Genomic DNA, 13,051 nt, shown 5'->3' with positions numbered 1-13,051 from the left:
CCCTCGGCACTCTGAATGAGAACGATAATCCCTTAAGAGAAAAGAATAGACACATTTTCACTGATTACAGAATTTTCTTAGATAAAGTACGGCTATGCATTTGCGCCACACGAATGATTTTCAAGGCAATAATCAGCACTATCACGATAAGCGAATAAAAACGCATAAAAAAACCGGGGCAATCCAACCCCGGTTATCCATAAGATACTCTGGACTCAGACTAACCAACCAAGCAGCAGCGTCGCGCCGATGACCGTGGAAGCGCCGCCGATGCGCGTGGCGATTTGGGCGAACGGCATCAGCCCCATGCGGTTCGACGCCGACAGGATCGCCACGTCACCGGTGCCGCCCAGGCCACTGTGACAACAGGTGACAATCGCCGCCTCCACCGGAAACATCTTCAGGTAAGGCGCAATCAGGAAACTGACCAGTCCCATCGACAGCACCACCGAGCCACAGACCACCACATAACCGACCGAGAACACCGCCACCACGCTTTCCAGCGGCACGTACAGCATGCCCAGACCGATCATCAGCGGCCACACCAGCGCGGTGGAGACGAACTTGTAGAAACTGTGCGCGCCGGTCTCCATCGAAGCCGGGATCACCCGGCAGTACTTGCACAGCACCGCGAACAGGATCATCAGCACCGGCCCGGGAATATGCACGATGTGTTCGAACAGGCCGCCGACGATAAAGAAGGCGCAGATCACCAGCAGCCCGCCGCCCATCAGTTGGAAATCGACGTTGCCGCTTTGCTCCTTGATGGCGAACATCGCGTTCTCCTGCGCCGAACGGATCAGCATGCCGTCGCCGCTCAGCGCCTTGCGCTGCATACCGATGCGCGCCAGCACCCCGGCGGTCACGATGGCGAAGATGTTACCCAGCACCGCCGCCGGCGCCAGCTGCGCGACATAGACATCCGGCGTCGAGCCCAGGATCGCCGAATAGGCCAGCGACAGCGGTAAAATCCCCTCGCCGATGCCGCCGCCGATGATCGGCACGATGATGAAGAAGAAGGTGTGATAGAAGGTAAAGCCGAACAGCTTGCCCACCAGCAGCCCGGTGATCACCGCCGTGATCGTGCCCACCACCAGCGGCACGAACATGCGAATCATCCCCTGGATCAGGATCACCCGGTTCATGCCGAGAATGCTGCCGACCACCAGACTGGCGATGACGAAATAAAGCAGGTTCGCGTCTTTCATCAGCAAATGGACGGTGCCCATGACGTTGGGCTGGAAGACATCGAAATAGACCAGCACCGACGGCACCATCAAACACAGAATGGCCGGCCCGCCGATATCGCGCAGCACGGGAATGCTTTTTCCCAACTGCGCCAGCGCAAAGCCCAGCGTCATTATCACCGCCAGGCCGCCGATCATATTCTTCGGCAGGAAGTTGGCGTAGGCGGAAATCGCTACGATCGCGCAAATCGTGATAAACAAGGCGATCGGTACCGCGCCGATATCTATTTGACGAAGTTGATTAATTAATCCTGAGGATTCGGACGATGCCGTATTTTTATCACAGGCCAGTTCTGCATTTATCTGTTTCATTATTCACCCTGCTGACAAGCGTACAGTACGGTTAGATTCACCTGGCGCAAAAAATTTGCCATAGCCAAGCAAAAACAAATGATTACGAAAAATCCTATTGTGGATTTCGCTTTTTCTAATAAGAAATAAAACAGTAGACAGCCCTGACGATATGATAAAAAATAAAAATGCAAAACTAAATTACGCCGGCGGAATTCAATATTGTGACCCTCCGCCAAGGTTAGTTTTAATTAATTATCGTCAGCATTTTGTAATTAAAGTAAGCAGGCTTAAATTCGCTGCTATGCTATAGGAGGGCGAAAAAACCCCCTGTTTTATTAATAAAGAACCGGAAATGCATTAGCTGAATCCGGTCAGCTTGATCCGAATCTCAATCCTGCGCGCGGCACCGCACGGGAAAGAGGCATAATATGACTCATAAGGAAGTAGAATATGTCTTCACGCGCTGTTACCCCACAAACCCTCGCTCGCTACGGCATCCATCAGGCCGCCGACATCGTCTATAACCCCAGCTATGAATTGCTGTTCGCCGAAGAGACTCGCGCCGATCTGCCGCCGCTGGAGCGCGGCACACTCACCCAACTGGGCGCGGTCAACGTCGCGACCGGTGAATTTACCGGCCGTTCGCCGAAGGACAAATACATCGTGCGCGACGACACCACGCGCGATACCGTCTGGTGGTCGGACAACGGCACCGGCAAGAACGACAACCAGCCGCTCTCGCCGGAAGTCTGGCAGCATCTGAAGACGCTGGTGGGCAATCAGCTCTCCGGCAAGCGTCTGTTCGTGGTGGACGCGTTCTGCGGCGCCAACGCCGACACGCGTCTGAAAGTGCGCTTCATCACCGAGGTGGCCTGGCAGGCGCACTTCGTGAAAAACATGTTCATCCGCCCGAGCGACGCCGAGCTGGCGGACTTTGAACCGGACTTCGTGGTGATGAACGGCGCTAAATGCACCAACCCGGACTGGCAGCAGCAAGGGCTGCACTCGGAGAACTTCGTCGCCTTCAATCTGACCGAGCGCATGCAGTTGATCGGCGGCACCTGGTACGGCGGCGAAATGAAGAAAGGCCTGTTCTCGATCATGAACTATCTGCTGCCGCTGAAGGGCATCGCGTCGATGCACTGCTCGGCTAACGTCGGCGAGCAAGGCGACGTGGCGGTATTCTTCGGCCTGTCCGGCACCGGCAAAACCACCCTCTCTACCGACCCGAAACGCCAGCTGATCGGCGATGACGAGCACGGTTGGGACGACGACGGCGTGTTCAACTTCGAAGGCGGCTGCTACGCCAAAACCATCAAGCTGTCGCCGCAGGCGGAGCCGGAAATCTATCAGGCGATCCGTCGCGATGCGCTGCTGGAAAACGTCACCGTGCTGGCCGACGGCAGCATCGACTTCGACGACGCCAGCAAAACCGAGAACACCCGCGTCTCTTACCCGATTTATCACATCGAGAACATCGTCAAGCCGGTGTCCAAAGCCGGCCACGCGCGCAAGATCATCTTCCTGACCGCCGACGCCTTCGGCGTGCTGCCGCCGGTGTCGCGCCTGACGCCGGAGCAGACCCAATACCACTTCCTGTCCGGCTTCACCGCCAAGCTGGCCGGCACCGAGCGCGGCATCACCGCGCCGACGCCGACCTTCTCCGCCTGCTTCGGCGCCGCGTTCCTGACGCTGCACCCGACGCAGTACGCCGAAGTGCTGGTGAAACGCATGGAGGCCGCCGGCGCCCAGGCTTACCTGGTCAACACCGGCTGGAACGGCAGCGGCAAGCGTATCTCGATCAAAGATACTCGCGGCATCATCGACGCCATTCTGAATGGCGACATTGAGCAGGCCGAGACCTTCACGCTGCCGATCTTCGGGCTGGCAGTGCCGACCGCGCTGCCGGGCGTCGATCCGTCTATCCTCGATCCGCGCAAAACCTATGCCGACGAATCGCTGTGGCAGGAGAAAGCGCAGGATCTGGCGCAGCGCTTTATCGATAACTTCGCCAAATATACCGTCACTCCGGCGGGCGAAAAACTGGTGAACGCCGGGCCGAAGCTGTAACGCAGACGTTTTGCATTCTGCTGTTTAAGGGCCGAACTCTCGGCCCTTTCTTGTTTTCATCCTTCCGCCAGCAAACCCGGCATCACCAGCGCCACCGCCGCCGCGATGCGCTCGTCGATCGCGCTGCCCGGCGGCAACAGTCCCAGCGTCATCTGCCGTAGCGGCTCGGCGATGGTCATCGCCAACATCAGGTCGCTGGTTTGCGCCCAGTCGCGCTCACGCAGCCATCCGCACTGCTGCTGGCGCTGCAGCCAGTCCGCCACCGTCGTCCGGCCACGCTGAATGCCGTTGCGCTGATAGCTGCCCAGCAGCGCCTCGCGCCCCGGAAACTCGCTTTGCAACAGCCGAAACATCCCCACCGCCTCGGCGCTCAATACCTGCTGCGCGATGGCCTGCAGCCCTTTTTCCAACAGCGGCGCCACCGCCGCCCGTTGCGCGGCATCCTGGGCGAAGGCCGACTGAAACGCCTCGGTCCAGCCGCTCACCGCCTGCGCGACCAGTTCGTCGCGATTAGCGGCAAAACGATACAGGGTTTTTTTCGCCACCCCGGCGCGTTTCGCCACCGCGTCCACCGTTGCTGCGGCATAGCCGCCGTCGAGCAGCAACGCCAGCGTCGCCTGCGCCAGCGCGGCGCGCAGCGCCGTTTCCGGCGTGGCCGGCCGACCGCGAGCGCGCGGCGGTTCTTCATTCGGGTTCGCCATCTTTATTCCTCACAAGCATTGACAGACTCAGCATAGCAGCATAGCTTTATTTTGGAAACGACATTAGTTTCCAAAATAAAACAGGAACCCATTATGACACACCCTTCCCTGCTGGCGCCGTGGGGCGTCAACGATATCAACGAGTTGCTCAGGCCCGAACCGCTGCGGCTGGAGATGGGGCTGAGTCGCAGCGCCGACGGCCTGCTCACCGTCGCGATTCGTACCGATCTGCACGGCTGCAAAGGGCGCATGCTGGACTGGTGGTTCACCTTCTTCGAGAACACGCAGCACATCAACTGGTGGCACCCTCACGATCACGTCGAACATCGCGGCTGGGATCGCCACTGGAAAAAAGGGGAAAGCTACATCGGCGCCAGCATCGAAGCGGTCGAATGGCTGGCGGAGCTGCCGCCGGTCGCGGCGCGCCTCAAGTTCCACGCCGCCGATGACTTCTTCGCGCCGCAGCCGCTGCGCCAGGCGCGTGACGCGCAGGCACTCTCCGCCGCGGTTTGCGCGCGTATCGGCTTCGGCGATCAGGTGGCGTTGGATGACAACGGCGATCCCTGCGACGGCGAGATGCTGCATTTGGTGCGCGATACGCCTTACGGGTGCGTGCTGCGCAGCCGCTTCCTGCTGGGTAAAGCCTGCGCCAACGCCCACGACGAACTGTCGGATGACATCGGGTTTAACCTGATGCGCCACTGCTACAACGAGTTCAGCTATCTGGCGCAGTTCCTGCCGTCGCTGTACTACGCCGAAAACGGCCGCGAGCCGGCGCCGTTGCTCTGGTAAGCCGCCGGCGGGGCCTGTTATTTTCTCACGATGCCGCTATAGTGATTTTCATCGCCATTCCCGCGTTTCTGACGGAGAACTCATGGAAAATCCAGGCTATAGCGGCGGCTGCCTGTGCGGGCATATTCGCTTTCAGGCGCACGGCCTGCCCGGTAACCCACACAGCTGTTCCTGCGAATTTTGCCGGCGCCACTCGGGCGCGCCGACGCTCTGCTGGGTCGAATTTCCGCGTCAGGCCGTCAAGTGGAATGGTCCGGGCGGCCTGCCGGCCTTGTACCGCTCCTCGCCTTATTCCAGCCGCGCCTTTTGTCCGCGCTGCGGCAGCACGCTGGGGGCGCTCGACGACGAGCCGACGGTGGCGCTGGTCACCGGCAGCTTCGATCGCGCCGATCTGCCGGAGCTCCGCCCGACCTCGCACGCTTTCGCCGATGTATGCCCCTCATGGTGGCGCATCGACGGCATGCGCTGAGCGCTTCACAGTTCCCGCTGAAATCAATTGATTGTTTTGTCGTATAAATTTAGAACTGACGAACAATAATTCAAAATATGGGAACGGGGATGAATCAACAGACTCTCGACGCGCGCCGCTCGCGTCAGGCGTTGCTGGCCGGCTCGGTCGGCAACTTTATCGAATGGTATGAGTTCGGCGTATACGGGTTCCTGGCCACCGTTATCGCCGCCAATTTTTTCACGCTGCAGGGTGAAAATGAAATCACCAGCCTGATCCTCACCTACGCCGCTTTCGCGCTGGCGTTTTTCTGTCGGCCGATCGGCGCGGTGATCTTCGGCCGCATCGGCGATCGCATCGGCCGTCGCCCGACGCTGATTGCGGTCCTGCTGTTGATGACGCTGGCCACCGCGCTGATCGGCGTCATGCCGACCTATGCCTCGATCGGCGTCGCCGCCCCGCTGCTGCTGACGCTGCTGCGCATGTTTCAGGGGCTGTTCGCCGGCGGCGAATTCGGCGGCGCCGTGTCGCTGATGACCGAGTTCGCCCCGAAGGGCAAGCGCGGGCTGTTCGGCGCCTGGCAGTCGCTGACCGTCGCGCTCGGCCTGTTGGCCGGCGCCGGATTGGTGGCGCTGTTGGCCGCGCTGCTCAGCGCGCAGCAGCTGCATGACTGGGGCTGGCGCATTCCGTTCCTGCTGGCGCTGCCGATGGGCGCCGTGGCGCTGTGGCTGCGGCTCAAGCTCGAAGAGACACCCACGTTTACCCAGGCGCAACAGGCCGCGGAACACAGCGCCCCACCGCCGGAAGCGAGCTTGGGCGGCGTAGCGAAAACCATACTGATCGGCATCGGCCGCATGATGGGCTGGTCGGCCGCCGGCTATACCTTTCTGGTGGTGATGCCTTCCTATTTGCAAACCTCGCTGCACGCCACCTTCCAGCAGGCGCTGGTGGCGACGGTGCTGGCCAACGTCGGCTTCGCCCTGACCATTCTGCCGGCGGGCATCATCAGCGACAAACTGGGACGTAAAACGGTGATGCTGACGGCGGTGGCGGCGGTGATCCTGTTCACCTTTCCCTTACTGCACCTGCTGCAGGATGCGCAGAGTTCACTGTGGGCCAAAGGGCTGGCGGTGATGGTCGCCGGCGCCGTGGTCGGCCTGCTGGCCGGTCCCGGCCCGGCGATGCTGGCTGAGATGTTCCCGACCCGGGTGCGCTATACCGGTTTGGGGCTGGCTTACTCGCTATCCAATGCGGTGTTTTCCGGCTCGGCCGGGCTGATTATTACCGGCCTCATCAAACAGACCGGCAATATCGACATTCCCGCCTACTACGTGGTCGCCACCTCGGTGGTGAGCCTGTTTGCGCTGATGACGCTGCGCCGCGACGATCATCTGCGCTCGCTGAACGAACGTTAATCCTGCGGGGGCACATCGCCCCCTTGCCAACTCGTGACCTCGATCACAAGGCAAAAATGTTAACGTTAACTTTTGTGATTAACATCTCATGCGTGATATCTGGCCGCTTCATCCCTTCGCGAGTTAACGTTAACAATAGAGCTAACTTCACTCACCGGGGCCCTACCCATGAACCGCGAAACGAAAAAATATTACGTGCTGCTCAGCGGCCTGCTGTTCTTCTTTTTCTTCACCTGGTCTTCCAGCTTTTCGTTGATCTCGCTGTGGCTGAATCAAAAGATCGGGCTGAAAGGCGCCGAGACCGGCCTGATCTTCTCCGCTATCTCGCTGGTGGCGCTGTGCGCACAGCCGCTGTACGGGTTTATTCAGGATAAACTTGGGCTGCGCAAACACCTGCTGCAGTTTCTCGGCGTGATGCTGCTGCTGACCGGCCCGTTCTTTATCTACGTTTACGCCCCGCTGCTGGCGAGCAGCCTGCCGCTCGGCGCTTTGGTCGGCGGGGTGTTCATCGGCGCGACCTTCTTCGCCGGTATCGGCGCGCTGGAATCTTATACCGAGCGAGTCAGCCGCATCAGCGGTTTCGAATTCGGCCGCGCCCGCATGTGGGGCTCGCTTGGCTGGGCCAGCGCCACCTTTGTGGCCGGTTTTATCTTCAATATCAATCCGAACATCAATTTCTGGCTGGCCTCCGCCGCCGCCGTGGTGTTCCTGGTGCTGCTCAGCCAGGTACGCGAGCTGAAGCCGAATGCCATGGCCGGCCTGGCGTTCGGCAAACCGGAAAACCTGCGGCTGCAGGACGCGCTGGCGCTGCTGCGCATGCCCGGCTTCTGGGCGCTGGTGGTGTTTGTGCTGGGGATCAGCGTATACAACGTTTTCGATCAGCAATTTTCGGTCTACTTCGCTTCACAGTTCGCTTCTCGCGCACAGGGCAACGAGATGTACGGTTTTCTCAACTCGCTGCAGGTCTTCCTCGAGGCAGGCGGCATGTTCCTGGCCCCGCTACTGGTGAACCGCATCGGCGCCAAACAGGGGCTGTTGCTGGCCGGTGGCGTAATGGCGCTGCGCATGTTCGGCTCCGGCTTGGTCAGCGGCGCCTTGATGATCTCCGCCATGAAACTGCTGCACGCCGTAGAGTTGCCAATCCTGCTGATCGCTATTTTCAAATACATCGCGAGCCGCTTTGACAGCCGACTCTCCTCCACGCTGTACCTGGTAGGTTTCCAGTTCATCACCCAGGTGATGGCCAGCTTCCTGTCACCGCTGGCGGGCTACGGTTATGACCGCATCGGCTTTGCCGACACCTATCTGCTGATGGGCTGCGCGGTCGCCGCCACCACGCTTGTCTCCTGTTTCCTGCTGCGCGGCGAACGCTCCGCCACGGCAACGCCCTTTCCATCCGCCATTAAATCAAGTGAGTCTGTCCAATGAATACTGCCTTAGCTCAAGCCGACCATGCGGTCGAAGCCCTGCGCGCAGAACGCCGAGACGATTATTATCCGCAGTTCCATCTCGCGCCGCCCGCCGGCTGGATCAACGATCCCAACGGACTGATCTGTATTGACGGCGTCTATCATGCCTTCTTCCAGCATCACCCCTATAGCGAGCACTGGGGCCCCATGCACTGGGGGCACGCGACCAGCCGCGACCTGATACGCTGGCAGCATCAGCCCATCGCCCTGGCGCCCGATGCGCCCTATGACCAAGACGGTTGCTTTTCCGGCTGCGCCGTGGATGACAACGGCGTGCTGACGCTGATTTACACCGGCCACGTGTGGCTGGGCGAACCCGGTGACGACAGTCAGGTGCGGGAAGTGCAATGTCTGGCCACCAGCGAAGACGGCATACGCTTCGTCAAGCACGGGCCGGTGCTGGCCCCGCCGGACGGCATTCAGCATTTTCGCGATCCGAAAGTCTGGCGCGAGAACGGCGAATGGTGGCTGGTGGTCGGCGCCAAAGAAAACGGCCTGGGCCAGGTGCGCCTGTACCGTTCTGCCGACCTGCGCGCCTGGCGCTTCGATCGGGTGCTGGCCGGCGCGCAAACGGCGCATCAAGGGTATATGTGGGAATGCCCGGATTTCTTCCCGCTGGGGGAACAACACCTGCTGCTGTTCTCGCCGCAAGGACTGGCGGCGCAGGGCTACCGCTACCGCAATCGCTTCCAGAGCGGCTATCTGCTTGGCCACTGGCGGCCTAATAGCGACTTTACGGTGACCCAGCCCTTCTGTGAGCTGGATGCCGGCCACGATTTCTATGCGCCGCAGACCTTCACCGCCGCCGACGGCCGTCGGCTGCTGTTTGCCTGGATGGATATGTGGGAATCACCGATGCCCAGCAAAGCGCACCGCTGGGCCGGCGCCCTCACCCTGCCGCGCGAGCTGACGCTGGCCGCCGACGGCAGCGTCCGCATGAACCCGGCGCGTGAACTGGCGGCGCTGCGCCGAGAATCACACACGTTGTCGGCGCAGACGCTGACCAATCGGCAACTGCCGCTGGCGAACGATATGCAGGAGCTCATCCTGACGTTGAGACCGACCGACAGCGACGCCGAGCGTTACGGGCTGGCCATTGGGAGTGCGGCGCGGCTGTACGTCGACAATCAGTCACACCGACTGGTGCTGGAGCGTTTTAATGAACATCCGGCGCTGTGCGCCTGCCGCAGTGTGCCGCTGCCGGAAGGTGACACCGTGTCGCTGCGGATCTTTATTGACCGCTCCTCGCTGGAAATCTTCGTTAATCAGGGAGAGGCCTGCCTGACCAGCCGCTTCTATCCGACGGCGGGCGATCGCCGTCTCAGCCTGTTCGCCGAAGGCGGCCGGGCGCAGTTCGAGTCAATCGAGGGATGGCAGTTGGCGAGCATCTGGGGGTAATGGGAATGAGCACCGGGCGCGCAGCGACGCACCCGGTGCGGTTACAGCGAACCACGCGCCAACAGCGGGCAAGGCACTTTCACCGTATCACGCTGTTCCCGCTGCTCGATCACATGCAGCGCCGCAAGGCGACCCAGCGCATAGTGCGGCAATTGCACCGTCGTCAACGCCGGCAGGAACAGCTCGCCGATGCCAACCATGTTGTCGTAGCCCAGCACCGCCACCTGTTGCGGTATCCGCCATCCTTGCGCCAGCAATACCTGATACACCAGAAACGCTATCCGATCGTTCCCGCATACCACGACATCGCAATCGCGCCGGCCGGCAGAGAAATGCCGCGCCAGCACCGCGACGCAGTCGCGATAGCCTTGATCGCCGCCGCTCAGATCGAGATGATACTGCCGCAGTTGTTCAACATCGCGCCCCGCTTCGCGCCAGGCGCGCTCCAGACCGCGACGGCGCAGCCCCGCCGCCAGCGTATCCGCCGGTAAATGTATGCACAGCGGCGAACGATAGCCTTTGGCGATCAGCGTGCGCGTGGCGTCATACTGCCCTTGCTCATCATCAGGAATGTAGCTGGCGATCGCGTGCGCCGGGCTGACGCAGTTGGCCAGCACCAGCCTTTTGTCCAACAGTTTGGCCGGCACATCCACCTGACGCAGCCCCATGGTGGTGAAGATCACGCCGTCCGGTCGATGCGCCAACAGCAGATCGACGGTCTGTTCAGCGTTGTCGTCGGCAAACAGGTTGACGACGAAGCTGTTCCAGCCGCGCTCACGCGCGGTTTTTTCAATCGACAGGATCATGTCCACCGAGAACGGCGTCGTGGCGGTGTCCAGCGCCAGCACGCCGAGCGTCTGTACGCGATTTCCGTCACCGCGAATACGCCGCGCCGACAGATCCGGCACGTAGTCCAACTGGTCGATCGCCTGTTTGACGCGGTGATAGGTTTCCGGCCGCAGCTTGCCGGGTTCATTGATGGCGCGGGACACCGTCATCAACGAGACTCCGGCAAGTTTTGCGACGTCTTTCAGCGAAGCCATGCGCCCTTCTTTATGATTAATGGGGAAAAGTGAATAATCCCATAACCGGGCGCAGGACTCTACTCTGCGTTAGCAGGCTGTGATGTTCGCCCACAGGATCGCGCCGTCGGCCGTCAGCGGCGTCACTTCGCCACCCGCCGCCGTCCACCAGACACCTTCGCGCGCCCGCAGTTCGCCGCCCTCCGGCAGCGACCAAACGCCGCCCAGCACATACAGCACGCCCGCCCGGTTGGGTGACAGGGTGACGGGCGCCGTGCTGCGCCGCACCTCGGCCGCCTGCCGGCCGCGGCGTGTCATGATGTTGAAATCCTGACTGGCGCCGCCCAGCAGCGTCGCTTCCAGCGCCACGTCGCCGGAAAACGCGAACGGCTCCCCGACGCGCGCCAACTGATGGTCGATATGCCCGGCGCTGAACAGCCGCACGCCGTCGCCTTCCAGCAGGGTGATCGAACGATCGATGCCCGCAAAGGCGGAAAACGGCCCGTCCTGCGCGATGGTGGCGATGCTGGCGCGCCAGTCAAAATCCTGCGCGCCCGGCGGCCAGCTGACGATTTCACGGGTTTCCCCACCGCCGTTGCGCCACGGGCTGACCGGCAGCGCGGCGAAGTTAAAACGGTTCAGGCTCATTACGCCTCCTGCTGAAAGGTTTTCAGCACCTGCAGGAACTCGGCGCTGCTCTGCTGCTGCAGCGCGTGCCGCCCCTGCTCGATCACCTGCCGGCCGCCGACGAACACGTCGCGAATTTGCTCCTTGCCGCCGGCGAACAGCCAGCGATTGAGGATCGAGGCGTCCGGCGCCGCCGCCAGATACGGATCGTCGCCGTCCAGTACCAGCCAGTCGGCGCGATAGCCGCTCTGCAGCCGACCGATCGGCGCGCCGCACGCCTGCGCGCCGCCCTGCAGCGCCTGCAGGTACAGCACATCGCCTACCGCCGACTGTTCCGGTGTCGTCAGGCGATTGCGACGCTGATCGCGCAGCCGCTGGCCGTATTCAAACCAGCGCAGCTCTTCCACCACGTTGAGCGAAACGTGGCTGTCGGAACCGATGCCCCAGCGCCCCTGCTGCTGCAGGTAAGCGTCGCCGGGGAAAATGCCGTCGCCGAGGTTGGCTTCGGTGGTCAGACACAGGCCGGCCACCGCGCGGCTGCGCGCCAGCGCTTCCAGCTCGTCGCGATCCAGATGGGTGGCGTGCACCAGGCACCAGCGCTGATCCACCGGCAGATGGTCATACAGCCAGGCCACCGGGCGCTGCCCGCTCCACGCCAGACAGTCGTTCACCTCTTTTTGCTGCTCGGCGATATGAATATGCACCGGCAAGGTGCGATCCGACGCGGCCAAAATCTGCTGCATCTGCCCCAGCTCCACCGCACGCAGTGAGTGGAAACACAGCCCCTGATTCTGCAACGGGCGATCCGCCAGCTGACGGGCAATCACCTGCTGCTGATGCAGATAGCTTTCGGTGTCCTGGATAAACCGATTCTGCCCCGGCTGGGCCGGCTGGGCGCCGAAACCGGCGTAGCTGTAAAGCACCGGCAGCATCGTCATGCCAATGCCGGCCTGATGTGCGGCCTCGCTGAGGCGGCCGGTCATCTCACCGCGATCGGCGTAAGGCTTGCCGTCGGCGTCGTGATGCAGGTAGTGGAATTCGGCCACCTGGGTGTATCCGCCCTTGAGCATTTCGATATACAGTTGACGGGCGACCACCTCCACCTGCTCCGGCGTCAGACGCTGCACCAGGCGGTACATCAGATCGCGCCAGGTCCAGAAGCTGTCCTGCGGGTTGCCCGCCACTTCCGCCAGCCCGGCCATCGCGCGCTGGAAAGCGTGGGAGTGCAGGTTCGGCATGCCCGGCACCGCGTCGCCGTGCAGCCGAATGCAGCCTTGCGGCTCAGCGTTGGCGGTAACTTGAGTCAGATAACCTTGCGCATCGACGTCCAGCCGGACGTTATGCGCCCAGCCCTCTGGGAGCAAAGCGCGTGGGGCAAAATAAGCAGGCATGGCAGTATTCCACGGTTAATGTAACGGCGAATAAGGCGCGGCGATGGCGCGTCTTAAGGAATTTTTGGCGGTCGCCGGCAAGTTTCTGGCGCGACGGCCACTAGTTGTATATACATATACATACGCCGACATCAACAGTAAACTGGTGTTATTATTTTTTTATTTGACGAGGTTAAC

Annotated in this window: 11 protein-coding genes; 6 read left to right on the top strand and 5 right to left on the bottom strand. The window is 61.4% G+C overall.

The window, feature by feature from the left end; genetic code table 11:
• Positions 1-215: 215 nt before the first annotated feature.
• Positions 216-1,559: a 2-hydroxycarboxylate transporter family protein gene (locus ACJ8PL_RS06625; RefSeq protein ID WP_048795674.1), complete on the bottom strand. Its 1,344-nt coding sequence runs from the start codon at positions 1,557-1,559 to the stop codon at positions 216-218.
• Positions 1,560-1,991: 432 nt separating this feature from the next.
• Here ACJ8PL_RS06625 and pckA point away from each other — a divergent pair, with 432 nt between their 5' ends.
• Positions 1,992-3,611, top strand: coding sequence for a phosphoenolpyruvate carboxykinase (ATP) (pckA, locus tag ACJ8PL_RS06620; RefSeq protein ID WP_016928019.1), 1,620 nt, complete (start codon positions 1,992-1,994; stop codon positions 3,609-3,611).
• Positions 3,612-3,667: 56 nt separating this feature from the next.
• Here the strand turns inward: pckA and ACJ8PL_RS06615 are convergent, their stop codons facing one another.
• Positions 3,668-4,312, bottom strand: coding sequence for a TetR/AcrR family transcriptional regulator (locus ACJ8PL_RS06615; RefSeq protein ID WP_079449324.1), 645 nt, complete (start codon positions 4,310-4,312; stop codon positions 3,668-3,670).
• A 93-nt stretch (positions 4,313-4,405) separates the two neighbouring features.
• On the opposite strand from ACJ8PL_RS06615, the gene ACJ8PL_RS06610 reads away from it, so the two are divergent.
• The 5 genes from ACJ8PL_RS06610 to ACJ8PL_RS06590 all read left to right on the top strand — a co-directional run bounded on the left by ACJ8PL_RS06610 (position 4,406) and on the right by ACJ8PL_RS06590 (position 9,834).
• Positions 4,406-5,104 (top strand): DAPG hydrolase family protein, encoded by a 699-nt coding sequence (locus tag ACJ8PL_RS06610; RefSeq protein WP_016928021.1) that lies wholly within the window; start codon positions 4,406-4,408, stop codon positions 5,102-5,104.
• Between the two features lie 82 nt (positions 5,105-5,186).
• Entirely contained in the window at positions 5,187-5,573 is a 387-nt protein-coding gene (locus ACJ8PL_RS06605; RefSeq protein WP_016928022.1) for a GFA family protein, read from the top strand.
• A gap of 89 nt (positions 5,574-5,662) precedes the next feature.
• The gene (locus ACJ8PL_RS06600; protein WP_079449325.1) at positions 5,663-6,967 is read left to right on the top strand and encodes an MFS transporter; all 1,305 of its coding nucleotides are present in this window, start codon (positions 5,663-5,665) and stop codon (positions 6,965-6,967) included.
• 168 nt (positions 6,968-7,135) lie between these two features.
• Positions 7,136-8,395 carry an MFS transporter gene (locus tag ACJ8PL_RS06595; RefSeq protein ID WP_033640564.1) on the top strand — a complete coding sequence of 420 codons (1,260 nt, stop codon included), beginning with the start codon at positions 7,136-7,138 and terminating at the stop codon, positions 8,393-8,395.
• On the top strand, positions 8,392-9,834 hold the full coding sequence (locus tag ACJ8PL_RS06590) for a glycoside hydrolase family 32 protein (protein WP_097102281.1): 1,443 nt from the start codon (positions 8,392-8,394) through the stop codon (positions 9,832-9,834). Before ACJ8PL_RS06595 ends, ACJ8PL_RS06590 begins: the two co-directional genes overlap by 4 nt.
• Before the next feature lie 41 nt (positions 9,835-9,875).
• Here ACJ8PL_RS06590 and ACJ8PL_RS06585 read toward each other — a convergent pair whose 3' ends face one another.
• From ACJ8PL_RS06585 to ACJ8PL_RS06575, 3 genes are all read right to left on the bottom strand, one after another.
• On the bottom strand, positions 9,876-10,877 hold the full coding sequence (locus ACJ8PL_RS06585) for a LacI family DNA-binding transcriptional regulator (RefSeq protein WP_028127390.1): 1,002 nt from the start codon (positions 10,875-10,877) through the stop codon (positions 9,876-9,878).
• Between the two features lie 69 nt (positions 10,878-10,946).
• Positions 10,947-11,504, bottom strand: coding sequence for a HutD/Ves family protein (locus tag ACJ8PL_RS06580; RefSeq protein WP_016928027.1), 558 nt, complete (start codon positions 11,502-11,504; stop codon positions 10,947-10,949).
• Positions 11,504-12,874: a formimidoylglutamate deiminase gene (locus ACJ8PL_RS06575; RefSeq protein ID WP_097102283.1), complete on the bottom strand. Its 1,371-nt coding sequence runs from the start codon at positions 12,872-12,874 to the stop codon at positions 11,504-11,506. The genes ACJ8PL_RS06580 and ACJ8PL_RS06575 overlap by 1 nt, the downstream gene beginning before the upstream one ends.
• Positions 12,875-13,051: the final 177 nt, after the last annotated feature.

Origin of the sequence: Serratia sp. CY83965 (assembly GCF_052166375.1) — a bacterium.
GTDB classification, from domain to species: domain Bacteria; phylum Pseudomonadota; class Gammaproteobacteria; order Enterobacterales; family Enterobacteriaceae; genus Serratia; species Serratia marcescens.
This window is presented reverse-complemented; position numbering and strand designations above follow the sequence as displayed.

Bases quoted from the DNA above. Each gene is read 5' to 3' on its own strand.
- ACJ8PL_RS06580 (WP_016928027.1), bottom strand. From the start codon at position 11,504: ATGAGCCTGAACCGTTTTAACTTCGCCGCGCTGCCGGTCAGCCCGTGG.
- ACJ8PL_RS06610 (WP_016928021.1), top strand. From the start codon at position 4,406: ATGACACACCCTTCCCTGCTGGCGCCGTGGGGCGTCAACGATATCAAC.
- ACJ8PL_RS06585 (WP_028127390.1), bottom strand. From the start codon at position 10,877: ATGGCTTCGCTGAAAGACGTCGCAAAACTTGCCGGAGTCTCGTTGATG.
- ACJ8PL_RS06625 (WP_048795674.1), bottom strand. From the start codon at position 1,559: ATGAAACAGATAAATGCAGAACTGGCCTGTGATAAAAATACGGCATCG.
- ACJ8PL_RS06605 (WP_016928022.1), top strand. From the start codon at position 5,187: ATGGAAAATCCAGGCTATAGCGGCGGCTGCCTGTGCGGGCATATTCGC.
- ACJ8PL_RS06600 (WP_079449325.1), top strand. From the start codon at position 5,663: ATGAATCAACAGACTCTCGACGCGCGCCGCTCGCGTCAGGCGTTGCTG.
- ACJ8PL_RS06595 (WP_033640564.1), top strand. From the start codon at position 7,136: ATGAACCGCGAAACGAAAAAATATTACGTGCTGCTCAGCGGCCTGCTG.
- ACJ8PL_RS06615 (WP_079449324.1), bottom strand. From the start codon at position 4,312: ATGGCGAACCCGAATGAAGAACCGCCGCGCGCTCGCGGTCGGCCGGCC.
- pckA (WP_016928019.1), top strand. From the start codon at position 1,992: ATGTCTTCACGCGCTGTTACCCCACAAACCCTCGCTCGCTACGGCATC.
- ACJ8PL_RS06590 (WP_097102281.1), top strand. From the start codon at position 8,392: ATGAATACTGCCTTAGCTCAAGCCGACCATGCGGTCGAAGCCCTGCGC.
- ACJ8PL_RS06575 (WP_097102283.1), bottom strand. From the start codon at position 12,874: ATGCCTGCTTATTTTGCCCCACGCGCTTTGCTCCCAGAGGGCTGGGCG.